Source organism: Streptomyces sp. NPDC048331 (genome assembly GCF_043201215.1).
Classification (GTDB): Bacteria; Actinomycetota; Actinomycetes; order Streptomycetales; family Streptomycetaceae; genus Streptomyces.
On the sequence record NZ_JBICYT010000053.1, the window covers coordinates 17,747 to 42,544 of the forward strand.

A 24,798-nucleotide genomic window follows, 5' to 3' on the forward strand; every position below is an offset into this window, starting at 1 on the left:
TCCATTCTAGAAACGCTCAATGCCCACGGACTGGGTCGCGGGTATCCCGCACAGGACCAGTCGGGCCAGATATGTGCGAACGCGACGGTTTCGTGGCGGAACCGCTCTGGTGGATCGGCATTGCGGAAGCGTCGGCGGGCAGTCCGGCCAGACGGCGCAGCCGCCACACCAGCACGTCGCTGACAGACTCGGCGCTCCCCAACTCCCTCCGCCCAGAGGCCTCCACGAGAAGGGCCGCCGGATCATGACCGGCCGCTTCGGCGTCAGCGAGGGTAGCGGCGAGCGCAGACCAACCGGCCTCGGCCAAGATTTGCTCGGCGAGCTCCGGCACCGCCGCGCGCAGGTAGGCGGCTTGCCGCCGCTGGAGTGCCGGGGGCAGGAGGCGGCCCCGCTGGTGGAGTACGGCCATGGGGTGTCCGGCTGCGGCCTGGTAGGCGGTGCGCAGGTGTTCGGCGGCCTGGAGGGCAGCAGCGGCCTGCTGTGCGTGCTCCTTCTTTCCGTGCCAGGCCGCTGCGGCGGTGACGAGGAAGAACGCCATGTCGATCAGCATCGCGGTGCTCGCCCCGTCCTCCCCGCGGCCGAGGGCCGGTCCGCCGTGGACCAGGTCGCGGGCGGCCTGGCGCAGGGCGCGGTCGTGCCCCCGTGCGGCCCGGACGTGGGAGCGCGACGCCCGCTCGAACGCGGATGCCGCTTCGCCTAGTTCCTTGCGGGTGTGGGCGGCGGAGGTCTTGGCGAGTGCGTCGAGGACCTCGCCGGCCGCCGCGATGTGCGCGGCGATGACCTCGTCGTCACCGCTGTCGAACACCAGGACCGCCTGCCACGCGGCGGTGGTCGCGGCCCGCCGTGCCGTGGCGGGCCCGGGCACAGACCGCAGCGGTGCGTCAGCCGTGATGCTGTCGCCGTCCTGGCCGGGCGTTTCCGTGCCTGCCCATCGCTCGCGGATGCGCGGCAGGGACAGGTCGGGGGCCAACTTCGACCCCGAGTAGAACACCGGGTCGCCGTCCTTGTTGCGGTCGTCGGGCAGGGCGACGGTGTAGCCGATGAGGTCTCCGGACGGTGCGATTCGCTGCCGGACGAGGAGGCCGGAGGCTGCGAGCCGGTCGAAGAACTCGGTGTCGCTGCTGGCGCCGGCCACCGCGCGGCGTACGGTCTCGCGGAGCTCCTCGCGCGGGGTGCGCTCGCGGTCCTCGCGCTCGGTTTTGTGGCGCTCAGCGCTGGTGGGCCGCTGGGCTGCGGTGCGGTCGCCGGCGTTGAGGCGGCGCAGTCCGAGTTCGGCCTCCAGGAGCCGGGCTTCGTCCTGGACCCGCTGGGCGTCGTGGTCGAGGTCGGGCTTGTAGCCGTCCTCGCGGACGAGGGTGGCGATGATGTGGATGTGGTCGTCGGCGTGCCGGACGGCAGCCCAGCGGCATCCCGCGCCCTGGTCCGGGTCGTCGATCCCGGCGGAGGCAACCATGCGCCGGGCGACGTCCGCCCACTCCTCGTCGGACAGGATCCGGTCGGTGGGGGCGTTGCGGACGGACAGGTGCCACACATGCTGGGTGGGGCGGCTGTCCTCTTCGGCGTTCTGCACGGGCTGGTCGATTAGGTGCTGGAGCTGCTTCAAGGTGGCCTGCGGATCGCGCCCGGGGTCGGGGGCGTTGTCGTCCCAGGACGCCACAAGGTGAGGGTCGGTGTGCTCCTCGTGCGTGCCCGGCCCGTACAGGTAGGCGAGCAGGCCGATGGTGCGCTTCCCACGCTTGTGGATCCTGGGGATCATGACGGTGGTGTCCTTCTAGGTCTGGTTCAGCAGGCGGTCGGTGGCGGCTTGGACGCGGTCCACGGCCCGCCGGACGGCACCGAGGACCGCTTCCAGTTCTTCGGGCTGGTCACCGGAGTTGATGGCGCGGGTGATCTGGTTGAGGTTGTTGCCGACGCGGCCGAGATGCCGGCGCGCGGCGAACAGTTCCGAGACTGTCTCGCGGTGGCCGGCGATCGCGGCGGCGCTGTTGTCGATGTCGTGGGCGGCGGCCATGCCGCTGCGGGCGAGGAAGGCCGGCAGGGACGTGTGCGCTGCTGATGCGGCGCTCGACAGCAAGGTCTTCTCGTCGTCGTTCAGGCGGACGCTGCAGACGTGAACTCGCTTGTCGGACGGAGGCTTGGGGGAGCGCTTGCGGGAACTTCGTGGTGCGGCGCGCTGTCGGCGTGGTGGTGTCTGCTTCTCCTCCGGCTGCGGTCCGCCCTCGGTCGCTGCCTCCCGGACCAGTGCCCCCCGGCGCTGGTCCGGACCCGCCACCCCCGGGGCGGGCTCTGGCCAAGACACCTTCCCCGACGGGGAAGAGTGTCTTGGCCGATAACTTGCTCGCCCTGAGGTCGGGTTGGAGTTCGGCGAACTGCTCTCGGGGTCATGGGGAATGAGCGGGTTCATCACAGGGCGGGCCCGTTGGCTTCGTCGACGATCGCGAGGATGTCGCCGATGAACTCGAAGGCGTCCTCGCTGTCGGTCAGGTGATGGATGCGCTCAGTGGGCGAGATCTGGACGAACCACTGGCCGTCAGGGCCTTCAACAGCCGAGTGGAGAAAGTTGAACTCGAGGAACGAATGCATGAAATGGGTGATCAGGCTCTGGGAGAAAGGCTTGGGAGGGGTCGATGCAGACATGATGGATTCCATTTCCGGGGTGGGCGGCGGCCCGGCGTCTGGCCGGGCCGCCTGGAGAGAAGCGGGGCTCCACAGGCGGTTGCCCTGTGGTTATGTGGAGTTCATCCACATTCGGGGCAGTGCGCGTAGTGCCGTGTGAGGGCTTCGGCCATCCGCTGCTTGGTGCCGAGCGCGGTTCGGGCGCTGGTCTTCGCCGGGGTGGTGCCCGGGTGGCGGGCGGCGTGGTTGCCGAGGTAGTGGATGTCCCGCTCGAAGTCGGTGCGGATGCGGGTGAAGCGGGGGCATGTCTTCATCGGCGGCTCCTTGTCGGGGTGTTGTTTTCGTCGCGCAGTCGGGCGAGGACTGTGGTGAGACGGTCGTTGCGGATGGGGATCTGCTGGGCGCGCATGATCGCTCGCAGTTGCACGCGGGTGACCGCTTCGTTGCCGTCCCGTTCAAGTGCGGTCCGCACGTGGGGGCGAAGCCGGTCGACGATCTCGTCCTCGGTGAGGCGGGGACGGTTCTGCGGTCCCCGTTCGGTGCGGGGGTGCTCCGGCACACGCGTCCCCTTCACCCGCTTCGGTTTGGGGACCGGTCCCCGTCGCGGGTTCGCCGGCGGGTCCTCGGGGTCGGCGCTGCTCCGGTCCCCTTCACGGTCCCCAGCAGTGTCCCGGTCCCTGTCCGGTGCGGGGTGGGGACGGGGACCGTCGGCGTCGGTCCCCGGGACTGTTCCCAGCCGTTCCCCGGTCCCGGGGACCGAGGAGGTGCGGTCGTGGCGGGGACGGTCCCCGCTGACGCCGCTGTTCCGCGCGGTTGCGGGCCCGCGCCCGAGTCGGTCCCCTTTGACGGCCTTGGTGTTGGGGACTGGATTGGGGACCGTACGGGGACCGTTGCCGGTCCCCGCTTGGGGGAGGGTCCCCGCATGGTCCCCAGTTCGGGGACCGACGGTCCCCTCGGGACTGTCCCCGGGCGGGACGGGGACCGTGTGGCGACCATGCTTCTGTTCGGGGACCGTGGCGGGACGGTCCCCGCTGTGGCGGTCCCTGGTCCCCAGTTCGGGGACGGTCCCCCGCTCGCTCGTATCGGCGCCGGTGGGGACCGTTCGGGGACCGAGGCTCTGCGCGGGGACCGTGCTGACGCGGGCCCCGTTCCGGCGGTCCCCGGCGTGCTGGTCCCCGCCCGCCGGGACCACGGTCCCGTCGCCGTCCCCGAACTGTGCGGAGGGCTGGTCTCCGTCGCTCGTGTCTCCGCCCACTCCGGTCCCGGCGGCGCTCGCCGGGACCGGAGTCTCATCCGCTGGGGCTAGGGGTGCGGCCACGTGCTGGTGGATCTGCCGCATGAGAACTCCGAAGGCCAGCAATGCGGCAGTGGGCGGGACGGCGGCGACCACGTAGTCGAGCACGGGGACCGGGTCGCTGCCGGTCCCGCTGACGCCGGCGACGTTCAGCGCGATCGAGCCGACCGAGCCGATCGTGGTGAGGGCTACGGCCCACCAGTCGGTGACCTTCCGCAGTCCTGCCCGCAGCATCAGCAGCTCGCCGATGACGATGAAGGCATCCAGCGTGCCGGGCCAGGCCCACTGGCGCTCGGGGGACTTGGCCAAGCCGTGCTGCCCTGCGACCTCGGCGAGGTGCGCGTAGGACAGCCAGAAGGCGGCGCCGGTCAGAGCCGCGATGACGGCCCCGGCGGCGGCGAGTGTGAACCGCTCGGCGGATTCCGTGCTCTTCGCGGCCCTGGGGCCCGTGTTGCCGGAGGTCACACGGCCTCCCGAAGGCTGCTGATCAGGGCCTGGGTCTGCACCTGGCGGGCCACCGGCCTCGGCTTCTGCTTGACGACCTTGCCCCGCCTGGTCTTGCGGGGAAGGGTGCGGTCGCGCTCGGGACCGTCACCGTCGTGGGCCTGGCCGGCGCGTGGGGGCTGCTGTCCGTCGAGGGCGGCCTGCCGGGCGGTCTCGGCCGGGTTGGGATCCGAGGAGACGTTGTCGTAGTCACGGTTCTCGATGGCGCGGGCCTCCACCCGGAGCAAGTCGCGAGCCCACTCGACACCGACTTGGAGGGTGTGGGCGAGCCGGGCCGGGCTCCAACCCTGGGCGCTCGCGTAGCGGGTGAGGGTCTTGCGCTCCAGTCGGCTCAGCTGGACGTCCCGGCCTTCGATCGCGGCCTTCACCCGGCTGTAGTCCAGCCGGTTCTCGACCTGGTCGTGCCAGGTCGCGCGCTCGGCCTCGGTCAGGCCGCCCCAGACGCCCTCCTTGGTCTCGTTGTCCAGGGCGTACCCGAAGCACTCGCGGCGGACCGGGCACCAGCTGCAGATCTCCTTCGCCTCCGCGATGGCGTAGTCGTCGTTGGGCGTGTGGAAGAACAGCTCGTCCGCGGTGGCGGGGTCGACTCCGTTGCAGGCGGCTCGGGCGTGCCAGCTGATGTCGGCGACGCCGTGGAGGCCGGTGGGAGGCGTGTTGGTGGTGATGTAGCGCATTGGAATGGTTCTCCGGGTACGCCTCATGGGCCGGCGGGCGGGCAGCGCGGCACACCGGCGGTGAAGCGGTGTGGGTGCGGCTCGACGGTGAGGCAGGGCAGGGGGAGCGGCTACGGGGCCGCGCCGGAAGGGGAGAGGAAGGAGGGCGAGTCGGTCAGGCGCGCAGGAAGCGGCGGTCCGGGCCGTCGAAATGCACCGGTGTGCACATACCAGACAGGCGGGAGAGGATTCGGTCGCCGACCTTGTCCCGCAGCACCGGCTGGTGCTTGTCCATCACTTCGGTACGCACCGGGGCGTAGTTGGTGGTGATGAGGGTGGGGAGGTGGTTCTCCCCGCGCCAGGCCAGGAGGCGGAAGGTGATCTCCTCGTTCCACTCGCTGGACTTAGCGGCACCGAGGTCGTCCAAGAGCAGCAGTGGCATGCGGACGATGTCGCGCAGAAGCCACTCGACGTCCACGCCGCTGCGCTGACGCATCTGTCCGAACAGGTCCACGGCCTTGACCGCGTGCCAGCGCACCGCGCACCCGGCGGCGGTGAGCGAGCGGATCGCCCCGTACGCCTGGCGGGTCTTGCCCGCTCCGGTGTTGCCCCACAGCAGCAGTGAGGGGCCGCGGGCGATCATCCGGCGCCCACCGCTGCCCCAGTGCGGGTTGTGGTCATCGGCGTTCGGAGCGGTCGCCGCCTCCGCGATGGTCCGCACCCAGGTTGCGACCGCCGGGTGATCGGCGAAGGCCTCCCGGTAGTCGTACGGGATGCGCCGCTGGGCGGCCTCCAGGGCCGGTATCGGCTCGGGGGTGTCCGGCAGTGCCGGCGCGTTGGCGTCGATCCCGCGTTCGGTGAGGCGGGCGGCCAGGCGGGCCTGCAGGCGGTCGAAGGCGGGCTGCGGGTCGGCGAGACGGTAGCGGGTCACAGGCTTCCTCCGAACGTGGTGGGCGCAGGCGCCGGATTGAAGTAGGGCGTGTAGGCGGATCCGGTGCTGGCCCAGGGCCCCGCGCCGGAGGCGGAGGACTGCGGGGAGCCTGCGTGCTGCGGCGCGGCGTTGACGACCTGGTTCACCAGGCTCGGCAGGACGCTCGGGTGCAGGCCCTTGTCCCGCAGCAGGTCCATGGCGGCTCGGATGTCGCTGGGCGCGAAGCCCTCGTCCAGGAGCATCTTGATCTTCCGGCCCAGGAGGCCGCGTATGTCACTCGGAGGCTTCTGGCGGCAGCCCTTCACGTACTCGGCCACCAGATCCTTCGCGGACACCTTCTCCGAGACGCTGCCAAGTGCTGGCGCCTCGCGCCCCGTAGGTACAGATCCAGGATCCAAGATCCTAGATCCAGACGACGAGCCCTCGCGTATTTGTGTCGAGCCCTCATCGAGTGCCTTCTGACCTGCGGTTTCTCCCGGCAGGTCGGAATGTGGTTCCTGGGGGGCCTTCGGAGCGGATCGCGGGGCGGTACCGAAGCCGACGGGTGCGGGGTCCGGTTGCGCCGCAGGCGCAGAATCGGGCGAAACCGGCTGATCGAGTACTCGACGAGTATTCGTCGAATCCTGCGAGGCGATACCGGCAAGCCCGACTGCGGTGGTCGGCGCCGACGCCTTGGCGGGGGAAGCGGGGCAGGCCGCGCTACCGCACTCGCTGCACAGGCGCTCGGCCTGGTGCGTGGGGCACCGCGGCATGCGCGACGCGGAGGGTCGGTCGATCTTCTGGTGCTTGTCCCACTTCACGACGTGCAAGTAGTCCTTGTCGTCGCACCCGGTGTATCGGCAGATGATGCCGACGGCAGCCAGCTGGTCGAGGTCCCTGGCCACATGGGCGGGGGTGTGCTCGATACGCAGCGGCCACACCTGTCCGGCGATGATCGCCGGGTGTGCAAGGAACCGCCCGCTGTCATCGGCCTGCGTGAGCAGTCCCTGGAAGGTCACCATCGCGGTGACGTCGCACGCAGCGAGGTCCTCCGACCAGAACATCTCCGGCTTGATCGTGCGGATGCGGGCCATTAGGCGACACCCCCCTGATCGCGGGTTGCGGGGTCGGCCGTATGCTCCGGTCTTTTGCGCAGGGCGGTCGCCATGCGACACTCTCCTCTGGTGTGACCCGCCGTACCGGTGTGCCCGTGAGAAGGTCCGGTTCGGCGATGTTGGGTGGCTGTCCGCTCATTCGTGGGCGGTTGTGCTGCCAGAAGCGTCCGGCGTCTGAGAGTTCCCGCTCTCGGGCGCCGTCGCTGTTTCCTGGCTCAGCCAGTCCGTAAGGTCCATCCGCTGCGCATCCAGCCCCCCCTCCGAGTCCTCCGCCGGGCCTGGTGACCGGCGGGCGACGACGAACATACGTAGAACCTGCCGGAATACCTAGACTTCGCTCTAGAACTCCTCACAGGTCACGACGTGCATCCTGACCAGCGCCGATCCCTCGGGTGGCAAGACAGTCACGAGGGCTAGGCGGCCTGGTCGGCGGCCGGTACCGTTCGTCGAGTCGAAGTTATCTGCGTTCGTCGAACCGCACAAGTGGCTAAAACTAGGTTTCCTGAATACAGTGAACCTAGGACAGGACGGAAAGGAGGAGGGGCATGCCGGCACGTATCTTCGATGGACAGCGTGTACGCGCGCTCCGTCGCTCCGCCGAGCTGACGCAGGAGGCCGTGGCTACCGCCGTGGGAGTCCACGCGACCAGCGTGACCGCGTGGGAGAAGGGTACGAGCCACCCGGATCCGGAGAGGCTTCCAGCTCTCGCCCGGGCGCTGGGGCAGCCGCTCGATGCCATGTTCCCGCGTGATGGTCTGCCCACTCTGGCAGACCTGCGGGCCGATGCCGGGTTCTTCCAGAACGAGGTCCCGGGGCTCCTGGGCACCAAGTCTGCCGGGCCGGTGGCTAACGCGGAGCGGGCCAAGCGGCGGCTCTCGGGCGTCTACGTCGAGCCGTTGGCCAAGGCGTATGACGTAAGCGTCGAGCAGCTGATGGCAGCACAGGAACGGTCCTTCGGAGTGGAGGTTCCCGAGCCCCACCCCGAGATGCCCACGAGCCTCGCCGACAAGATGCGGTATCTCCTGGAGAACCCGGACGACGACAGCGTGCCACCCTCGGACGCGGAGATCGCCCGTGCGGTGAACGCCTACGTCGGTGCCCAGGTGATCTCCGCTGCCGGTGTCGCGGACCTGCGGAACGGCGAGGTGACCGAGGCGTCCCCACCGGTGCTGGAGGGGCTGTCGGCTGCATTCGGCGTCAGCGCACTCTTCTTCCGAAGCCGCGACGTGGTCAAAAGGCAGGTCGCCGAGGGACTGACTCTGCTCGCGAACGTGCAGGCCGGCAGGATCCGCGGGCTGAAGGGCAGGCAGATGGGACCCGAGGGCCTGCCCACCGAGGTCATGGCCCTGATCAACAACATCGTCGCGGAAATCGAAGAGCGGGGCCTGCCCAGCGCCTAACGGCGCCGGGCGAAGCCCCGCTTGGTCGTTGCGATGTCTACGCGGCTTGGTGCTGGCGGCCGTTGGTGAAGACGGCGCGCACCGCGCTCAGAGCGGACAGGTCTTCGAGCGGGTTGCCGTCGACCAGGAGCAGGTCGGCGCTGTAGCCGGGAGCGATACGGCCGGTCTGGTCACCTACACCGAGGGCTGCCGCCGCTTCGCTGGTGGCCATGGCCAGGATCCGGTCTCGGGAGACCCCCAGGTGCTCGTAGAAGCCGAGGGCGCCGACGATCCCGTCGAACCCGGCGCGCTGGACACCGGCGTCGGTGCCCGCGATCAGGCGGGCTCCGGACTCGGCCATCCGCTGTACGAGCGCGAACATGGCGGCGGCCTTCTCCTCGCCGAAGAAGCGGGGGAGCATCCGCCAGTGCGGGCTGACGGCCGGGCAGACGTAGATGCCCTTCTCGACGATCTGCGCCAGGACGTCCTCGCGGAGGTCGAAGCCGTCCTCGGTCATCCACGTGCAGTGCTCGATGGTGTCGACCCCGGCGGCCACCGCGTCGGTGATGGCGTCGGTGCCGTGCGCGTGCGCGGCCACCATCAGGCCGGCCAGGTGCGCCTCCTCGACGACGACGGCGAGCTCCTCCGCGCCGAACTGGCTCTTCCAGCTGGGCGCTCCGCCTTTAGTGAGACCGCCGCCGCCGGCCATCACCTTGACGACCTTGGCACCGTCGGCCACATTGCGGCGTACGAGGGCACGGGCTTCGTCGGCGTTGGAGACCTCGCCCCCGAGGAACCAGCAGTGTCCGCCCGGCGGAGTGACGGGTGCCCCGGCTCCGATGATGCGCGGGCCCGGCGCGGAGCCGGCGGCGATTTCCTGGGCGAGGCGCAGCGCGAGGCCTCCCCGGTCGCCGAGGTCGCGGGCCGTGGTGACACCGGTAGCCAGCAGCTGGTCGGCCCGCTTGCGCATCCCCTCCAGCAGATCCTCGTCACTGGCTTCCTGCATGGTGGCCACAGGGTCGGCGCCGGCATCGAAGACGAGGTGGACGTGGGCGTCGATCAGGCCGGGCAGCAGGGTGGAATCCGGGAAGTCCTGGCGCGGTTCGCCACTGCCTGCCTGGGCTTCGATGTCGGCGCGCGGGCCGACGGCCGTGACGATGCCGTCCCGTACTAGTACGGCGCCGTCGGCTACGTCGGCGTCTCCGGTGAGGATGCGGCCAGCTGTGATCAGCATCAGGGTTCTCTTTCCGTGAAAGATGGTCAGGCGGCGCGGAGGGCGTCGGAAAGGGCAAACAGGTGGGCGGCGTCAGCGCCCGCGCTATCGACCTTGGGTACAGCCAGGGGAATGACCGGCTGGGCCTCCTCGGACGCGTGGACGTCTGCGGCGGCTGCTGAGCGCAGGCGGTTGGCCAGGACGGCCGTGTCCATAGACAGCAGTTCCTCCGTGGTCAGGTCGCCCATGAGCGGGCTGATGCGGACCAGCCCGTCCCGACACTCGACCACGCGGCGGTGGTAGAGACGGTGTACGCCACGCACACCCCATGCTTCGAGCACCGTCGGCCGAGAGGCCAGAACGGTCTCGGGGAACCGGTCGGACAGCAGACCCCAGAGCGGTTCGAGGCGGCGGTATCCGCGGCGGTGCTGCCGCCACACCCGCATCGCCGACAGGCGGCTGCGGGCACCGGAGTAGGAGACGCCGACGACGAAGAGGAGGATGGAGAGGACCAGTAGCATCGCGACGGAGGCCATCAGGCCCTTCGGAACGGTGCCGCCCTGCCAACGCGCGGCCACGAAGACTGCCCGGACCGCACAGGCAGCGGCCATGGCCAGCAGCCCGACCGCCGTGATCCAAAGACCGGTGGAGTGCGGGCGCGGCGAAAGCCGGGCGTAGCGGACCGTCCAGATGCCAGCGGCACCTAGGGTGTAGGTCAGATACAGGCCGGCGACGCCGTAGAACGCGGCGAGCTGCGTGATCGTCATGTCCGCCGACGAGAAGGATCCGGCGAACACCTCGTGCGGCACCGTCGTGGCCGAGACGACGAGAACGGCTGCTACGACGAGAACGAGGATGGCCTCGCGACGTGCTCGCCGCCTACTCGTTGCCCGGTCGGCAGATGAATAGAGGTAGAAGCACATCAGGAAGTACACCGTGCCGAGCAGCAGGATGTTCTGTATGAGCTTGGCCGCGCCGTGGCCGGCAACCGTGTCCACGCCGCTGGCGCCGCCCGGCATGGCTACCGGATAGGACAGGGCCGCACACACGAGGCACAGGGTGACGGAGCGCAGGGCGCCGTCCCTGGGCGCCTTCGTGAGCTGGTAGACCTTCCACGCTACGGCGGCAGCCAGGATGAGGAGGAAAAGGATCGTCATCACAGCCACCCCTGCCGGTCACCCAGGGCCAGATTCACACTGCGAACGGCCGGATCGGATGCCGGCGGAGGGCCGACCTGCTCCAGGACGGACGCCCACTCCATGATGATCGTGGCCGCCTTCTCCACCTGACACTCCTCCTTGTCGAGGTACGAGCACCGCTGCCCGCCCTCCGTTCCAACTCCCGACGCGAGGTCTTCCCAGCGGTGACCCTGCGGCCCGTCGGCCTTCAGATGGCATAGCTCGTGCAGGATGATGTGGTCCTGATGGAGCTGGGTCGTGCGCTCCTGGACGACGATGACGTCGGCGTCCGGGAGGTCGAGCCAGAGCCCCACCGGTCCCGGCATGGGTAGCGGCGCCCGTCGAATCAGAATGGGCCGACCGCGCTGGGCCGCCAACGCGAGCCGAAGCTCGTCGATGCGCAGCGGCGGCTGGACGCCCAGCTCTTGGAGCTCCAGGCGTATACGCCTACGTAGCTGCCGGTCCGCCACTCGGTCCGCCCGCCCTGCAGGGGTCAAGGCTCCCGGTCGGCGGAGAGGCCAGGGACGTACCCGGCGCTCGGTGTTGCTGTGGGAACGCGTGTCCCCGGTTCGCCACCACATAGGTCCCTCGTCAGCCTGTAGTCCTCCGTCACACCCTGCGGGAGACGACGAAAGACACTGGCACCATCGTTCGTATGTTCGAAATCCGAGGCGGATGCCACAACAGTGGGGATGCGGCTCGGCTTTGCTCCTACTGCTTGACGGGTGGGGTTCGCGGTCGGTCAACCGCGCCCCTGCACCGTGCGAGCGCTTTCCGCCCGGCGGCTCCGCAGGGCTAACGCTAGGGGCCCTGCGGGGGACACATCCCCCACATGGTCCGGCGGCGGAAGGTTCGCGAAGGCAAGCCCCGCGGAACCAGCGATTCCGACCGCTTGATCGAACCGTACGTCATTCCCGGAGCGGGTTGATCAGTAGTCTCGGGCGGGCCAATAGGGCTCTAAAGCCATTCAAGATCGAAAGTGTCTACTTGATCAACCGCGTTCATGGCATGCATTGCCATGAGCGCCATCTGACCTGCCGTTATTCACTTGCGAGGTTGACAGGTTCGCGGAAAGTACCCGCCGGTAGATTCGTTATGGATCCGAAACGAAGCGCCCGTGGAGCGTCCTGTCGGGGTGGCGCAATTCAGGCAAATCGGAACCCTTCTTGATGATCTTGATTTGCGTGACATAGGTCGCACCCGCGTGAATGCAGAAGTGAATTAACCTGGCGCCATGGCTACCGCGATCACCGAAACTGAAGCCTTTGCGAGCTTCTGGTCTGAATACCACTTGGCCACGCTGACCACGTTGCGTTCCGATGGAACTCCGCATGTGGTGCCTGTTGGGGTGACCTACGACCACGAGGCGGGCGTCGCGCGTGTCATCACGCGAAAGAGTAGCGTGAAAGTTGCCAACATCCTTGCTGCCCTCCCAGGTGAGGCGCGAGTCGCGGTATCGCAGGTAGCGGGCCCTAGGTGGCTGACCATCGAGGGCGTGGCAGAGGTTCGAACCGCAGGCGATGAAGTCTCGAACGCTGTCGACCGATATGCGGATCGCTATGGTCGCCGCCCCGCCCCAGACTCTGAGCGCGTGCTGGTGGAGATAACCCCTGTGCGCACCATGGGTATGTTGGAGATCCCATCACGTCCGTGAAGTGAAGTTGCCCGGACTCTCGCTTTAGGTGACAGCGGCATGCCGCTATTCCCTAGCGGGATCTCGGAGTTTCTTCCGTCGCGTGACGGCGCTCCCGACTCGGTGGCGGGGCGTGATCCGTGAGGGTAATCCGTGGAACCCCGGGATTCTAGGGCTACTTGGACAGGCAATCGGCTTCATCGCTGATGTGGTCCAGAAACCGCGGCGCCCCAGGCAATCTCGCCATCGCCGTATGCGGTGCGTACTCCCAGCAAGGACATACCCGCGGCTTCTCCCAGTTCTCGCGTCAGCGACAGTGCCGGATCGCGCGAGCAATAGCGCCCCCGGCGCCGGCCAGCGCGCCGAGGACAGTCGCCCCCACTCCCAGCGGCCCGGCCGTCGAGGGGTGGACCAGGGAGAGGTAGACGGCGGCTCCGGTGGCCAGCAGCCCCATCCCAAGGCCGTCTGCGATAGCCGCACTGGTCGAGCGGACCAGCCGCTTCACCGCCATCGTCGCGCTACCGAACGACACCAAGGCCGAGCAGGCCGCCCCGCACCCCGCACCTCACTCGTCGGCTCCTCCGCATCCCGCCCCGGCTGCGGAGGACGCTGTGGCGAATGCGGCGAGGTCGGCGGCGGCGTCCCTGATTTCCTCGGCGTGCGCTTCGACGCGAAGGAAGGAGATCGGGCAGGGACTGGCATCCGCCGGGCCCTGGAACAGCGGGTGCGCTCGGTGCCGGCGGGTCTCCGCCCTGAGGGCCGCTCCCAGCTGGGGCGAGCCTCACCGAGCGGGCAGAGTCCGAACGAGCCGGAAAGGTCGACCTTCGTTGTCAGCGACCACGACCCCTGACTCGCCGTTGCACCGCCAGTGGATCTCGACACGCCACGTGACGTCGCCTGGCCTGTCCAGGAACGCGCGGATGCAGAACCGCTCCGGATCGAGATGCGAGACGGAGTAGGGGAAGCTCGGGACGCCCTCGTCCTGCTGTGGCGTGGGCCGTGCCTCGCCGAGGTCGACCAGGAAGGTGCGCGCTTCCTCCGGTTCCATCGGCCTCGCGTAGATCCCGGAATCCGGCGGGGCCACGAGGTTGCCGGGCGGGCGCCGCGACCGCGCCTCCACCCGCACCTCCAGCCTGGTGAGGATCACGGCGCGCTCGACGGTGGCTTCGATCGTCAGGTCCACGCCCGTTGCCACCGCCTCCGTCACCCAGCCCGGAGAGTTCAGCCGCTCCTCCCTTCCCACGGGAATCGGGCCGACGTGCTTGTTCCTGCCGTACGGCTCCACGGCCTCCACGACGATCGGAGAGGCCGGCGTCGCGGCCACGATGGCGTCACGGCCGCGCGCAAGGACCCGGTCCGCGCCACGCGTCACCAGCCCGCCGAGAGTGGAAGCGAGCCCGGCCAGGACCGCTGCCGCGATCCACGTCCCCACCCCCGGCACGATGACCGCCCAGACCACCGCGACCAGCAATAAGACGGCGGCACCGATACGCGCCACCAGTCGACGAGACCCCACAGCTCCCCCCCAGTTCTGCCCGGCGCCATCGTGCCCGACTCCCCGTACCAGTTCCAGGCCTTCGCAGGGATCCGTGGTGAGGGCCTCCTCCGCGCCACCTAGCCAGAGCCCGCCGAGCGCGCCGCGTCGACTAAGGGTGTCCGTATGGCGGGGCCAGGGCTACACCCTGCGCGGTCAGTGCCGTCCCGGCCGTGCACCCGTGTCGCGCTCCGGGGGCGGCCGTTCCGCGAGCCTACTGGGAGAACGCGTAGGTTCGAACGGGGTCGAGGTGCAGTTCGTAGGGCCCGAAGCAGTCGGCCGCAAGCGTTGCGGCCGCGGCACCGCAGGAGCAGGCACGGTTGAGTCCTTCGTTACCGGTAGGCCCGCAGCAGCCGCTGCTGTTCTCCCAGTTGGGCAGCGGCCGAAGGTCGGGGGCGTCCTCTGGGTACATCAGCACTGTGCCCCGAACGCCAGCTGAGATGACAAAGGCCCTCCTCACCAGAGACCAGCAGCCCTCGGGACTGCGCCGGCCTCGGGTCTTCTTGATCGTTTTGCACGACGTAGGGAGGCCCCCAGGGTTCGGCATCGATCACGTAGTGGCCCTGCGGCACGGTGGAAGGTGCCCGGCGTGTGTCCTTGTCCCGGTCATGTTCGTCGTCGGAGACGTTGGGGACGGCGGCCAGCTCAGCCAACTGCGGTGTGATCGCGGTGCCGCACTTGGAACAGAGGAAGGCGGTCATCCCCTCTTTCTAGCCCTTGGCACTGCTGCTTCGCATCTCCGTTTGGCTGCTCGGACCCGACGCGCGCGATGACGCTGCGGAAGTAGGACGTGCCGAGGTGGACGGTGGGGTGCCAGGCGGCGAGGTCACGCAGGGCGGTGAGCTTCTGTTCGGCGGCGGCGAGGCTGATTTGCTTAGCTTGACGTTTAACCTCGCTGCTGTTCGTGTTCCTTGATCGTTTCGGCGCGTTTTACGGTCTTGCCGACGTTCTGGATACGGGCCTTGTACTGGTTGCGGCTGCCGGGCGGTCGCCCGGGGCCGGGCCTGCCCGGTTTCGGTGCGGCTGCGGGACGGGCCGGCAGGAGCCGGTGGGGGTCCAGGAACGGCAGCCCGTTGATGGAGTAGATGAGGTCGTAGGGGGCTGCGTCCTGCAGGTGGGCGACGGCGTCGGCGCACACGAAGCGGAGCCCGGGAGTGTTCGGGTATCGGGTGACGGCGCGCTCGTGCTGGGTCGGGGAGGCGTCCACACCGGTGACGTCGGCGCCCAGGGCGGCCAGGCGGGCGGCGTGCCGGCCCGTTCCGCTGCCGAGGTCGAGGACGCGGAGCCCTTCCACGTTCCCGAGGCTCTCGATGTCGGGCCCGGTGTCGGTGACGCCCCAGTCCCACCGCTCGATCTCCGGCAGGTCCGGGCGGGTGGTGAGCTGGTGTGCGCCGTAGGTGGTCCAGGTTTCGGCGGTCTGCTTCTCGATGTCCATCAACGTGTGCTCCAGCAGGGTGGGATGGGTCAGGGGCGCAGGGCGTAGCAGCGGAGGACGTCAAGGTCGTGGGTGCGGACGACGGACCAGCCCGCCGTGAGGAGCTCTGCATCGGCCGGGGTAATCCCGAGGCTCTGGAGCGGGTCGGTGCTCTTCCTGCGGCCAGCGATCTCGGCGACGACCCAGAAGACTCCGCCGGGTACCAGGAGGCGGTGGACGCGGTGGAGGAAGGCTGCCTTGTCGTCGATCCACCGGTAGACGAGGCGGCAGGTGATGACCGCGTACGCCGGCTCCGGGAGGGCGGTGAGGTCGTCGGTGGTGAAGTCCAGGCGCTGCCAGGCGGGCACGCGGCCGCGTCCGGGGTTCTGGGCCGCGGCGAGCGCGATGGCGGTTGGGGAGCAGTCGATGCCGGTCGTGCGGTAGCCGAGGTCGGCGAGGCGCCGGGCGAGTGAGCCGTCGCCGCAACCGATGTCGAGGGCCGTGCGGTTGTGGCCGGCGCCGAGATGCTGGTCGAGCAGCCGGTGTTCGGCGTCGTCGGGCTGCCGGTAGCGGCGGCCCTGGGACCAGAGCGGTTCCCAGTAGGTCGCGGCCGTGGTGGGCGCGGTGGTCATGAGGTGGCTTCTTCGCGGGCGGGCGGCATGGCCGCGCGGGCAGGGATCTTGTGCAACGAGCGGATGGGGGAGGCGAGCAGCAGGATGACGGGGACGACTTGGAGTAGCGCGCCGACGGCGAGGGTGGCCCGGACGTCGAGGAGGAGGACCAGGCCGCCGGCGGTGGCGGCAGCGAGCGGCCGGATGCCGGCGGTGAGCGTGGTACTGGCGGACTGCATCCGGCCCTGGAAGGCGGGGTCGCAGACGGCTTGGCGCAGGGACCGTTGGCTGGTCCCCGCCGCCACCGCCCAGAACAACTGCCCGGCCAGCGTCACGGCGAGGACGATCTGCCACCGCAGGCCGGGCCCGGCACACAGCAGGGGGACCTGGGCGAGGGGGCTGATCGCGAAGCCCACGATGATCGTGGGGCCGATGCCGATCCGGGCGGCTATCCGCAGCGCGAGCAGCGCGCCGGCCACGCCGCCGGCACCGCCGATGCCCATGATCACGCCGAACGCGGTCGGGGAAGCGCCGAGCCGGTCGAGCAAGTTTGTTTCGGCAAAGGCCGTGTCCCCCGCACGTCGTGTCGCTTTACGCAGGAGCCGAGCCCCGGGCTCGTGTCGCGTTACGGCGAGCCATCGTGTCCCTTTCCCAGCTGCTGCCTGTGGCGGACATCACGTACTGCCCAACCCGGGGGACCTGAGGGGAGGTTCTCGCCGCCCGTCGGGAGCGACTGGCGGCCCCTGACGGGCACCCTGCGCTGTCGTCGCCAAGTATGGATCGGATGCTTCGTTTCAACGCTTCTGTGATTGCTTCTCGGGTGCGGGTCTGTAAAGCCTGCGGGCTGTCTCACATCTGGTGGTGACGTACCGCCACGATCGTCACGTGCAGCGATTCTCCCAGTTCGGCCCCTCGTTCAGCGCCCCGGAACTCCGGGCGTACGGGAGGGGAGACAGCTGGCCCGGATGAACATCCACCTTCTCGACCAGCGCATACCTCGATGACTCTCCGTCACCGCCGGATGTGAGACAGGGCCGGAGACCGTACAGACCCCCGCAGGAGGCTGGCACGCTCAGGCGTAACGCGGTGCTATCGCTCTCCCTGAACGCAGCCGGCCCATGTCTCTATCCGCCTCCCGTTGCTGCGCGGGCCGTGAGACCGAATCCGACGGCGATCACGAGGAGGGAGGTGAGAACGGGGCCGGTGCGGGCGATCTTGCGCAGCAGGATGTTCTCGCGCAGTGCGTGGGTTCGGCGGTGGGTTTCGATGTGTTCGCGTACGTGGACGAGGAGGAGTCCGGCGAGGGTGAGGGTGGCGGCCATGCCGAGTCCGTACCCGATGACGAGGGTGATGCCGAACGTGGTTCGGCCCAGGGCGACGGTGCCGAGGAGGACGACGAGGGCGGAGGGGCTGGGGACGAGGCCACCTGCGATGCCCATGCCGATGAGGCCGGTCTTCGCCGGGCGCCTGGCGGCCTTCGGTGCCAGTGGCGCAGTGGGGTGGGAGTGTGCGTGGTGCGCGGGAGTGAGTGTGGCGACGCGGCCGCTCTCGTGCGGCTGGTCGGTTAGGGCGTCGCGCCTGGAGGGGATCAGCTTGCCGGGTCTGCGAGCAGGCCCGAGCCCGTGGTGGTCATGGGTGTGGCTGTGATCGTCGTCGTGGTGACTGTGCTCGTGGTGATGGTGGGCGTCGTGCGGGTGCTCGTGATCGTGGGTGTGCCCGTGATTGCCGTGGTCATGGTGGTTGTGGAGGGTGGTTTTGCCGCGGAGGGCGCCGGCCAGGAGCCATAGGCCGATGCCTGTGACGAGCAGTCCGCTGGCGGCGCCGAGCCAGAGCAGGACGGATTCCCCGGCGATGTGGGTGGCGGCGGGCAGGGCGAGGCCGAGGATGAGGACGCCTGCTGTGTGGGTGAGGGTGACGGTGGCGCCGACGGTGACGGCGTCTCGGCGGGTGCCGCGGCGTCCTGCGAGGTAGGCGGCCATGATGGTCTTGCCGTGGCCGGGCATGGCGGCGTGCGAGGCTCCCAGCACGACGGCCAGGAGCAGAGCCAGCATCCCGACGGGCAGGGTGATCTCCTTCGCTCCGACCAGGGAGTCGAACATGCTGGTGACCTTGCCGATGGTGCCGGTGACCAGACCGGCCCCAGGGATGTCCGCCGCTGCGGGTACCAGGCCCGCGCCCTGTCCGGGCTCGGTGCGCAGGTTCGCGGCGCGCTGGTCGAGGGGGGAGGCGAGAGGATCTTGCGGGTAGGCGCGCAGTTCGCGAGTGGTGGAGACGGCCGGGACGTCGGACTGGGTGATCTTGATGTCTTGTGCGGTGGCTGTGACTTCTCTCCAGCCGATGCGCTGGGTGTCGTAGCTGGTTGTCACGGAGATGTCGGTCGGCTTTGTGAGCGTGGTGGGGGCCGTGAGTTCGCAGGTGAGTCTGCTGGTCTTGAGGCCGGCCTCGCCGGGCTGGTATTCGAGCCTGGCCGAAGTCGCCTTCCAGTCGGCGTTACGGCCGCCCGCGAGGACGTGGAGCTGACGCTTGAGGACGGCGCAGGCGTTCTCGGAGTAAACACGGGCTTCGGGGGCGCTGATGCTGCCGTCGTGGTCGGTGTCGATGAGGGTGCGTTCCTGGAGGGCGGAGATTTCGGCGCGGTCGACGATGACCTTGGCGTCGATGCGGTCGGGGCGCAGGGTAAGGCCGGTGTGGTAATTGACGGTGAAGTTGCCCAGTGGGTGGGCGCTCGCGGCGGGGGCTGCGGCAACGCCCGCGGTGGCGGCGAGGACGGCGCCGGCGAGGGCGGTGAGGGTGCGGTGAAGGGTGTGGTTCATTCGCTGGTGTCGATTCGCTGGAGCAGGGCGCGGGCATCGCTGGCGTGCAGGGGGTGGAAGCCGGGTTGACGCAGTGCTTGCGCAAGGTCTTGGCGTGCGTCCTCGAGGTGGCCGAGGGCATCTTGGATGGCGGCGCGGTGGTAGTGGTAGAGCGCGCTGTGGGTGCCCAGGGCCAGTGCCCGGTCGGCGTGTTCGAGTGCTTCGGTGTCGCGGCCGGCCCGGTGCAGTGCCCAGGCGTAGGCGTCGTGGACGGCGATGAACGGCCGTGTACGCAGGGCCTCTTCGGCCATGGTGACGGCCTGCTGCGGGTTGCCGTGGTCGGCTTCGAAGAGGATCGCGTCAGCATCGGCCGGTGCCTTATTGTTCCCCCGGATCCGGTCCTGAGCGCGCAGCAGTGTGTATTGGGCTTCCGCTTGGTCGCGGTGGCCGAGGGACTGTTCCAGTTCCCCCAGGCCCAGCAGGTAGTGCGGCAGCGGGGCGATGGCGATGGCGGCCCGGTAGTCGGCGACCGCCTTGGGGGTGTCGCCCAGGGCTTCGTAGGCGCGGGCTCGCGCTTCGAGCAGGGCCGCATCGCCGGGCGCGGCCCTCAGCCCGTTCTGTGCTTCGGTCAGCGCGCCTTGGGCGTCGCCGTCCTGGAGGGCGAGGGAGGCCAGGACCGCGCGGGCGAAGGCCGAATCGGCCGGGGTGGCGGCCGCGGTGAGGGAGCGGCGCATCAGGTCGCGGGCCTGTTTGGTGTCGCCCTTGAGTTCGAAGGCGTAGGAGGCGCGGGCCAGGGAGGCCGCGTCCGGGCGCAGGTCCGCCATCTGCTGCACGGCTTCGTCCGCTTTGTCGTAGCGGCCGAGTTGTGTGTACGCGTCGGCGAGGACTCCGTGGGCGGAGGCACTGTAGGGGTCACTGGTGGTGGCCTTGAGAGCCCAGTCGAGGGCGGTGGGGAAGTCGTGTCGGGCCGCGGCCAGGGCTCCCATGCCGATCTCGGCGTCTGTGTTGTCCGTGCCCTGCACGGTCAGCGAGGTCCGCAGGGCCTTCTCCGCACGGGCGTAGGTGGCCGGGTCTGCGGTCGTACGTCCTTGCTGTACGTAGGCCATGCCGAGCGCCGCCCAACCGCCGGGGTCTTTCGGTAGGCGGGTCACGCGTGCCTGGAGCGCCTGGATGGAGCCGGGGGCTGGTCCTGCCGCCCGGGCGGTGGCTGTGGGTTGGGCGGCGGTTCCTCCGTTCGGGTTCAGGGCGACCGCGCCGACGGTGAACATGACCGCTCCCAGGGCCAGTACGACCGCGGTGCTGCGCAGCCGTCTGCGCGCCTGTGACGGTTGAGGTGTGGATGGCGGTGCGGTGGCATGGTGCGGCACGAAAGGGTCCTCCCCGGTTCCTGGTGGTACCGGTGTCAGGGCCCGGACGGTCCTGTGCCCAGGCCCTGACACCGTGGGTCGCAGCCGTCGTCGGGCTGCGGCCGGTTCAGCTGTTCTTGTTGCGGCGGCGCAGGCGGAAGCCGCCGGCTCCGAGGAGCAGTGCGCCGAGCCCGCCGATGGCCGTGGCGTGGGACGTGGTCAGGGCGGGAAGCTCAGCCGCGGAGTTCTTCATCGTCGACTGCTCGGCGTTGCGCTCCGGGCCGTTGGGGCCGGTGTTGACGTTCTTGGTGTGCGGGAGCGCCACGTACGGGAACGTGGTGCCGAACGGGACTTCGTTGGTGTCGACCTTGTCTCCGTCGGCGAGGGCGGGGACGAGCTGGCCGGTCTGGGCGGCGCCTTCGACGGCTTGGAGGGAGATGTCGATGACGTCGTCGGCGAGGCGGCGTCCGTTGGGGAAGCCGGCCAGGTCGCCGGCGAGGACGCCGAGACGGTTGGGCAGCGCGGTCGGGGGGACTGCGGTGTTCAGGCGTAGTTCCTCGGCGGGGACGATCTTCTTGAGGTTGGCGTCCTGGTTGAGGCGGTGGGCGTTGAGATCGGCCTGGATGGGGCCGCATGCCTTGCAGATGCCGGTGAGGTAGATTTCGAAGAGGTCCCTGCGCGGTGTGGGCGGGGCCGGGATCCCGTAGACCTGCTGGATGAGCTTGGGCAGGATCGGGTCGAGGACCTTGTCGACGACGGGCTGGACGGTGCGGTCCTGGGACGGGTTGAGGGTGTTGAAGGCGTCCTTGTACTTGATCGGGACGACGACCTCGTTGACCAGCGGGTTGCCCAGACGCGAGACCTGCTTCCAGTCCTTCTTGTGCTGCGCCTCGCGGGAGTCGCTGATCGTGACGCCCTGGCGTTCGGTGGTCGACCAGATGCCGATCACGGGGTTGCGCGAGCTGTTCCCGTTCAGCGCGAGTTGGCTCTTGGGGACCTGGATGGCGATGGTGTTGACGTTGTAGCCGGCCAGCGTGTCCTGGCCGCGCTCGCTCAGGTCGCCGCCGTACAGGAGGTCGAAGACGCGCAGGTCGGCGAAGAACGGGTCCTCTGCCTGCCCCGCGTACGTCTTGCCGCCGCCCGGCAGGTTCAGGGTGGCCTGGTTGCGCAGCGTGGTGTAGTCAGGCATGGAGGCCTTGCCCGTGCGGGACGGGGCGGCCGGCACGTTCTCCAGGATGGTGCGGCTCTTGCCCTTGGTAGTGACGACCAGATCGTAGAACTGACGGAAGTTCAGGTCGGGGTCGTTGAGCGAGGTGACCTGGCCGGTGTTGTACAGGAACTGGTTGGCGGCGTCGCGGTAGCTGTTACGGAAGCGCCAGGTGTAGGTGACGTCGGAGTTGCCGTCGCCATCGTTGTCGACCTTGATGTTGTAGCGCAGGTCGTCGCCGAAGGCGTAGAAGTTCGGGCCGCCGTTCGGCTCCTCCATCGGGATCCAGTTCGCCACCATCGTGACGGTGTCCGTCTTGTCGGGGCTGGTGAACGCGTACACGTCGGTGTTGTCCGCGCGCGGGTCGCCCGCGATCAGTGGTGCCTCGCGGTGGCTGGAGGCGGAACTGACCCCGGGGCCCAGGGTAAGGACGGCCATAGCGGTCGCGAGCGCGCCGGAGCCGAGGACGAGCAGGGAGTGGTCGAGCAGCCGGCGTCGGCCGGACGCCGCAGGTGTTGCCTTCACTGGAACGTGCTTCCTTCCCAACAGGGTGCGTACCGGGCCCGGCCGGATCGGGCGGGCGTCGGTGCCGCTTCGGGTTTGTTCGGGTGGCGGTCGGCACCGCGGCGAACCGGGGTTCGCACTGCCCGGGCAGGGTCAGGAAAGGCAACGGGGACTGACCAGGCCTGGACACACCTTGGCGCGGGGTCGCGCAGGCCGAAGGAAACCACGCACGGCGCCCGCCGCGCGCCCACCAGCCAGTCCACGCCGGCATCCGCGATGCGAGAAGGACGACGAATCCGCAGGCCAGCCCCACGAGGGCGCTCGGCTACATCGGCTTAAAGGCTGCGGCGACACGCAGCTTCACGCTAGCCCGAACGAGCCAACAGTCTTCTATTGCAAGCTAGTTGCAATAGCGCCACGGAGGTGTGGAGCCGTGACGTGTCGGTGCCGCAGCGTTCGCGACGGGCCGTCCCGGCAGTGCGCCGGCAGGCACTTCGCCGTGTACGAACGGCACCACCGGATCGCGGCTCTCCCCGTGGACGGCCCAGCTCACACAGGAACAGCCTCATCTCTGCGTGGGCCTGTTGTTCTGCGCCTGATCACGGCCTCGCCACCGGTCCGGAGGGAAGTTGTCCTCGCGAGCTGCAGGCGAGAGCGATTCCCCTCAGGCGATCGACCGGGCGGACTGTGCGAAGGCTCCTCCCGGTGATCGTGCCGCTGGATGGTGTGGGGCCATGGCCGGTTGAACGCCCAGGACGACGGCCAGTGAGCGGGGCAGGGCCGCCTCCCAGCCCAGCAGCCTCAGTCCGCGAACCTCGTCCCCCTTCAGGCAGACCTCGAGCCCCGCGCACTCCGTGCGCTGCCATCCCTGATCCGTATGCATGAACACACCGTCTCCGCCGGTAGTACGTCCAGGACGCCGTGGACTGCCGGGGACACGATGTCGCCACCCGGCTGGCGTAGCCCGGGCGCCGTTTCCTGGGCCGTGCGGGTGGCTTCCGCTCCCGGTGCCTGTCCGCTGCGGTGGTGGTGACGAATCCCCCGATAAGCCGTCGGCCACCCTTGCCGAGGCACCGATGAATGGAGTGAACATGCGCAATCTCACCGCGACCGCGGTCTCCGCAGCCGTTCTGGCAGCCCTGTGCGCGGCGCCCTCGCTCGCCGCGGCCGACGACAACCCGCCAAAGACCCTGCCGGCGATGGACCACAAGGGCGGCCTCAGCGCGATCGGCCTGACCGGCGACCAGCGGCTGGTCGAGTTCGACGTGAACAAGCCGTCCAAGACCTGGTCGCTGGGCAAGGTCTCCGGCCTCTCCGGCGACACCAAGCTCGTCGGCATCGACTTCCGCGTCCAGAACGAGAAGCTGTACGGCGTCGGCGACCGGGGCGGCATCTACACCCTGGACACCATGAACGCCCAGGCCACGAAGGTGTCCCAGCTGACCGTCGCGCTGGCAGGGACCACCTTCGGCGTGGACTTCAACCCCGCAGCGAACCGTCTGCGCGTCATCTCCAACACCGGCCAGAACCTGCGCCACAACATCGACGACCCGGCAGCCCCGCTGACCACCACGGTCGACGGCACCCTCACCAACCCCACCACCCCGCCGTCGACCGCCATGGGCGTCACCGGCGCCGCCTACACCAACAACGACCTGAACACCGCGACCGCGACGACCCTGTTCGACCTGGACACGATGGCCGACCGGATCTCCCTGCAGTCCCCGGCCAACGCCGGCACCCTCGCTCCCACGGGCAACCTCGGTGTCAGCGCCGACCTGGACGCCGGATTCGACATCTACTTCAACGCGGCCGCCGGCACGAATTACGGCTTCGCCGCCATCGGCACGGCAGGCTCCTACCGCCTGTACTCGATCGACCTCCTGACCGGCAAAGCCACGAACAAGGGTGCCTTCCCGAAGAAGTACCAGGTCACCGACCTGGCCCTGCCCCTCAACCAGAAGTAGCCCCGAGTTCTGAACCGGCCTCGGCGTGCGGGTGGCCGCCCATAGTGCGGCCGCCCGCACACCACCGCCGGTTCATCGTCCCTTCCGTCCTCCACATGATGTGGCTACGCCGACTTCAACGAACGGTATGGAATCCTTGTCTGCTCATTCGGGTACCGGCGCCGAGCGGCGCGACCGGTCGCTGGAGCACTGGAACGCCGCCCCCTACGCACGGGCTCTCGTCTGCGGCAGCACGGACCTGTCACTGAGGGACGGCACGGGGTGGGTGTTGCCGCTTGCGACCACCCGGTGGTGCGGGCGGGCGGACGCCTGCGACATGGGGGTGGTCCGCCGCTGTAAAGGAGCCGTGCTCGACATCGGATGCGGCCCCGGCCGAGTGGTGAAGGCTCTTGACGAACAAGGCCATCGCGCCCTGGGCATCGACATCTCCCTGCCCGCGGTCCGGGCGGCGGTGAGCCGGGGAAGCAGCGTACTGTGCCGGTCGGTCTTCGACCCGCTTCCCGACGAGGGCCGCTGGCAGACGGCACTGCTCCTGGACGGCAACATCGGCATCGGCGGAGACCCGCCCGCGCTGTTGTGCCGTATCCGGGCGTTGGTGGCCGAGGGGGGCCTGTTGATCGTCGAGGTCCCGCTCGGGGGGACCGACCGGCGACATCTGGCCCGGCTGCACGAGGGGCACCGTCCCGTACGCGGCTCATTCCCCTGGGCCACGGTCGGAGCGGACGCTCTCCCCCGCCATGCGGCGGATGCGGGCTGGGCGGCGGGGGAACGGTGGACGTCACGGCGGGGGCGTCACTTCGTGTCCTTGCGGGCCGCCGGCCGCTGAGCACGTCCCTGCGTTCCGCGTAATTCAGGGGTTCTGGAGTACCTGCCGGGTTGAAGGTGCAGGTCAGCGGGGTGAGGGCTGGTGACGCGGCCGGATTCGCCT

22 protein-coding genes and 3 pseudogenes are annotated in these 24,798 nt (G+C 69.4%); 4 read left to right on the forward strand and 21 right to left on the reverse strand.

Annotation, left to right across the window (positions count from 1 at the left end; translation table 11 throughout):
• Positions 1 to 16: 16 nt before the first annotated feature.
• From ACGFYY_RS38445 to ACGFYY_RS38480, 8 genes and pseudogenes are all read right to left on the reverse strand, one after another.
• Positions 17 to 1,756, reverse strand: coding sequence for a relaxase/mobilization nuclease domain-containing protein (locus tag ACGFYY_RS38445; protein ID WP_393716800.1), 1,740 nt, complete (start codon positions 1,754 to 1,756; stop codon positions 17 to 19).
• A gap of 15 nt (positions 1,757 to 1,771) precedes the next feature.
• The gene (locus tag ACGFYY_RS38450; RefSeq protein WP_393716802.1) at positions 1,772 to 2,299 is read right to left on the reverse strand and encodes a plasmid mobilization protein; all 528 of its coding nucleotides are present in this window, start codon (positions 2,297 to 2,299) and stop codon (positions 1,772 to 1,774) included.
• Positions 2,300 to 2,403: 104 nt separating this feature from the next.
• Positions 2,404 to 2,637, reverse strand: a complete 234-nt coding sequence (locus ACGFYY_RS38455) for a hypothetical protein (RefSeq protein WP_393716804.1) — start codon at positions 2,635 to 2,637, stop codon at positions 2,404 to 2,406.
• A 101-nt stretch (positions 2,638 to 2,738) separates the two neighbouring features.
• Positions 2,739 to 2,930 (reverse strand): hypothetical protein, encoded by a 192-nt coding sequence (locus ACGFYY_RS38460; RefSeq protein WP_393716806.1) that lies wholly within the window; start codon positions 2,928 to 2,930, stop codon positions 2,739 to 2,741.
• Between the two features lie 968 nt (positions 2,931 to 3,898).
• Positions 3,899 to 4,375 (reverse strand): annotated as a pseudogene (locus ACGFYY_RS38465) (DUF2637 domain-containing protein); the annotation flags it as partial.
• Complete coding sequence (locus ACGFYY_RS38470) at positions 4,372 to 5,088, reverse strand: WhiB family transcriptional regulator (protein WP_393716808.1); 717 nt, start codon at positions 5,086 to 5,088, stop codon at positions 4,372 to 4,374. The gene ACGFYY_RS38470 and the pseudogene ACGFYY_RS38465, both read right to left, overlap by 4 nt.
• 154 nt (positions 5,089 to 5,242) lie before the next feature.
• Positions 5,243 to 5,998, reverse strand: coding sequence for an ATP-binding protein (locus tag ACGFYY_RS38475; protein WP_393716810.1), 756 nt, complete (start codon positions 5,996 to 5,998; stop codon positions 5,243 to 5,245).
• On the reverse strand, positions 5,995 to 7,071 hold the full coding sequence (locus ACGFYY_RS38480; protein ID WP_393716812.1) for a hypothetical protein: 1,077 nt from the start codon (positions 7,069 to 7,071) through the stop codon (positions 5,995 to 5,997). Before ACGFYY_RS38480 ends, ACGFYY_RS38475 begins: the two co-directional genes overlap by 4 nt.
• Positions 7,072 to 7,637: 566 nt before the next feature.
• Between ACGFYY_RS38480 and ACGFYY_RS38485 the strand changes: the two genes are divergently transcribed.
• The gene (locus ACGFYY_RS38485; protein ID WP_393716814.1) at positions 7,638 to 8,492 is read left to right on the forward strand and encodes a helix-turn-helix domain-containing protein; all 855 of its coding nucleotides are present in this window, start codon (positions 7,638 to 7,640) and stop codon (positions 8,490 to 8,492) included.
• 37 nt (positions 8,493 to 8,529) lie between these two features.
• Here ACGFYY_RS38485 and ACGFYY_RS38490 read toward each other — a convergent pair whose 3' ends face one another.
• From ACGFYY_RS38490 to ACGFYY_RS38500, 3 genes are read right to left on the reverse strand one after another with little or no spacing between them, the layout of a single operon-like run.
• Positions 8,530 to 9,705: an amidohydrolase family protein gene (locus ACGFYY_RS38490; protein ID WP_393716815.1), complete on the reverse strand. Its 1,176-nt coding sequence runs from the start codon at positions 9,703 to 9,705 to the stop codon at positions 8,530 to 8,532.
• A gap of 26 nt (positions 9,706 to 9,731) precedes the next feature.
• Positions 9,732 to 10,841 (reverse strand): MAB_1171c family putative transporter, encoded by a 1,110-nt coding sequence (locus ACGFYY_RS38495; RefSeq protein WP_393716817.1) that lies wholly within the window; start codon positions 10,839 to 10,841, stop codon positions 9,732 to 9,734.
• A complete protein-coding gene (locus ACGFYY_RS38500) occupies positions 10,841 to 11,188 on the reverse strand; it encodes a hypothetical protein (RefSeq protein WP_362846178.1) in 348 nt (115 codons plus the stop codon). Before ACGFYY_RS38500 ends, ACGFYY_RS38495 begins: the two co-directional genes overlap by 1 nt.
• A 908-nt stretch (positions 11,189 to 12,096) precedes the next feature.
• Between ACGFYY_RS38500 and ACGFYY_RS38505 the strand changes: the two genes are divergently transcribed.
• Positions 12,097 to 12,516 carry a TIGR03618 family F420-dependent PPOX class oxidoreductase gene (locus ACGFYY_RS38505; protein ID WP_393716819.1) on the forward strand — a complete coding sequence of 140 codons (420 nt, stop codon included), beginning with the start codon at positions 12,097 to 12,099 and terminating at the stop codon, positions 12,514 to 12,516.
• A gap of 286 nt (positions 12,517 to 12,802) precedes the next feature.
• Here the strand turns inward: ACGFYY_RS38505 and ACGFYY_RS38510 are convergent, their stop codons facing one another.
• The 10 genes and pseudogenes from ACGFYY_RS38510 to ACGFYY_RS38555 all read right to left on the reverse strand — a co-directional run bounded on the left by ACGFYY_RS38510 (position 12,803) and on the right by ACGFYY_RS38555 (position 21,924).
• Positions 12,803 to 13,027 carry a hypothetical protein gene (locus ACGFYY_RS38510; RefSeq protein ID WP_393716821.1) on the reverse strand — a complete coding sequence of 75 codons (225 nt, stop codon included), beginning with the start codon at positions 13,025 to 13,027 and terminating at the stop codon, positions 12,803 to 12,805.
• A 249-nt stretch (positions 13,028 to 13,276) separates the two neighbouring features.
• The gene (locus ACGFYY_RS38515) at positions 13,277 to 13,993 is read right to left on the reverse strand and encodes a hypothetical protein (RefSeq protein WP_393716823.1); all 717 of its coding nucleotides are present in this window, start codon (positions 13,991 to 13,993) and stop codon (positions 13,277 to 13,279) included.
• Positions 13,994 to 14,361: 368 nt separating this feature from the next.
• Positions 14,362 to 14,730: a hypothetical protein gene (locus tag ACGFYY_RS38520; RefSeq protein WP_393716825.1), complete on the reverse strand. Its 369-nt coding sequence runs from the start codon at positions 14,728 to 14,730 to the stop codon at positions 14,362 to 14,364.
• Between the two features lie 185 nt (positions 14,731 to 14,915).
• Positions 14,916 to 15,065 (reverse strand): annotated as a pseudogene (locus ACGFYY_RS38525) (transposase); the annotation flags it as partial.
• 15 nt (positions 15,066 to 15,080) lie between these two features.
• Positions 15,081 to 15,464: pseudogene (locus tag ACGFYY_RS38530) on the reverse strand (class I SAM-dependent methyltransferase); the annotation flags it as partial.
• Between the two features lie 29 nt (positions 15,465 to 15,493).
• Positions 15,494 to 16,075: a class I SAM-dependent methyltransferase gene (locus ACGFYY_RS38535; protein ID WP_393716827.1), complete on the reverse strand. Its 582-nt coding sequence runs from the start codon at positions 16,073 to 16,075 to the stop codon at positions 15,494 to 15,496.
• On the reverse strand, positions 16,072 to 16,602 hold the full coding sequence (locus ACGFYY_RS38540; RefSeq protein WP_393716829.1) for a hypothetical protein: 531 nt from the start codon (positions 16,600 to 16,602) through the stop codon (positions 16,072 to 16,074). The genes ACGFYY_RS38535 and ACGFYY_RS38540 overlap by 4 nt, the downstream gene beginning before the upstream one ends.
• A 576-nt stretch (positions 16,603 to 17,178) precedes the next feature.
• Positions 17,179 to 18,867 (reverse strand): nickel transporter, encoded by a 1,689-nt coding sequence (locus ACGFYY_RS38545; RefSeq protein ID WP_393716831.1) that lies wholly within the window; start codon positions 18,865 to 18,867, stop codon positions 17,179 to 17,181.
• The gene (locus ACGFYY_RS38550) at positions 18,864 to 20,213 is read right to left on the reverse strand and encodes a tetratricopeptide repeat protein (protein ID WP_393716833.1); all 1,350 of its coding nucleotides are present in this window, start codon (positions 20,211 to 20,213) and stop codon (positions 18,864 to 18,866) included. Before ACGFYY_RS38550 ends, ACGFYY_RS38545 begins: the two co-directional genes overlap by 4 nt.
• A gap of 106 nt (positions 20,214 to 20,319) precedes the next feature.
• Positions 20,320 to 21,924, reverse strand: a complete 1,605-nt coding sequence (locus tag ACGFYY_RS38555; protein WP_393716835.1) for a DUF4331 domain-containing protein — start codon at positions 21,922 to 21,924, stop codon at positions 20,320 to 20,322.
• A gap of 1,070 nt (positions 21,925 to 22,994) precedes the next feature.
• On the opposite strand from ACGFYY_RS38555, the gene ACGFYY_RS38560 reads away from it, so the two are divergent.
• Both ACGFYY_RS38560 and ACGFYY_RS38565 read left to right on the forward strand, forming a co-directional pair.
• A complete protein-coding gene (locus tag ACGFYY_RS38560; protein ID WP_393716837.1) occupies positions 22,995 to 23,870 on the forward strand; it encodes a DUF4394 domain-containing protein in 876 nt (291 codons plus the stop codon).
• 136 nt (positions 23,871 to 24,006) lie between these two features.
• Entirely contained in the window at positions 24,007 to 24,696 is a 690-nt protein-coding gene (locus ACGFYY_RS38565; RefSeq protein WP_393716839.1) for a class I SAM-dependent methyltransferase, read from the forward strand.
• The last annotated feature ends 102 nt before the right edge of the window (positions 24,697 to 24,798 follow it).

Coding starts and splice junctions, on each gene's coding strand:
- ACGFYY_RS38445 (WP_393716800.1), bottom strand. CDS start 1,756: ATGATCCCCAGGATCCACAAGCGTGGGAAGCGCACCATCGGCCTGCTC.
- ACGFYY_RS38455 (WP_393716804.1), bottom strand. CDS start 2,637: ATGTCTGCATCGACCCCTCCCAAGCCTTTCTCCCAGAGCCTGATCACC.
- ACGFYY_RS38460 (WP_393716806.1), bottom strand. CDS start 2,930: ATGAAGACATGCCCCCGCTTCACCCGCATCCGCACCGACTTCGAGCGG.
- ACGFYY_RS38470 (WP_393716808.1), bottom strand. CDS start 5,088: ATGCGCTACATCACCACCAACACGCCTCCCACCGGCCTCCACGGCGTC.
- ACGFYY_RS38480 (WP_393716812.1), bottom strand. CDS start 7,071: ATGGCCCGCATCCGCACGATCAAGCCGGAGATGTTCTGGTCGGAGGAC.
- ACGFYY_RS38485 (WP_393716814.1), top strand. CDS start 7,638: ATGCCGGCACGTATCTTCGATGGACAGCGTGTACGCGCGCTCCGTCGC.
- ACGFYY_RS38490 (WP_393716815.1), bottom strand. CDS start 9,705: ATGCTGATCACAGCTGGCCGCATCCTCACCGGAGACGCCGACGTAGCC.
- ACGFYY_RS38495 (WP_393716817.1), bottom strand. CDS start 10,841: ATGACGATCCTTTTCCTCCTCATCCTGGCTGCCGCCGTAGCGTGGAAG.
- ACGFYY_RS38500 (WP_362846178.1), bottom strand. CDS start 11,188: ATGCCGGGACCGGTGGGGCTCTGGCTCGACCTCCCGGACGCCGACGTC.
- ACGFYY_RS38505 (WP_393716819.1), top strand. CDS start 12,097: ATGGCTACCGCGATCACCGAAACTGAAGCCTTTGCGAGCTTCTGGTCT.
- ACGFYY_RS38520 (WP_393716825.1), bottom strand. CDS start 14,730: ATGACCGCCTTCCTCTGTTCCAAGTGCGGCACCGCGATCACACCGCAG.
- ACGFYY_RS38535 (WP_393716827.1), bottom strand. CDS start 16,075: ATGACCACCGCGCCCACCACGGCCGCGACCTACTGGGAACCGCTCTGG.
- ACGFYY_RS38545 (WP_393716831.1), bottom strand. CDS start 18,867: ATGAACCACACCCTTCACCGCACCCTCACCGCCCTCGCCGGCGCCGTC.
- ACGFYY_RS38560 (WP_393716837.1), top strand. CDS start 22,995: ATGCGCAATCTCACCGCGACCGCGGTCTCCGCAGCCGTTCTGGCAGCC.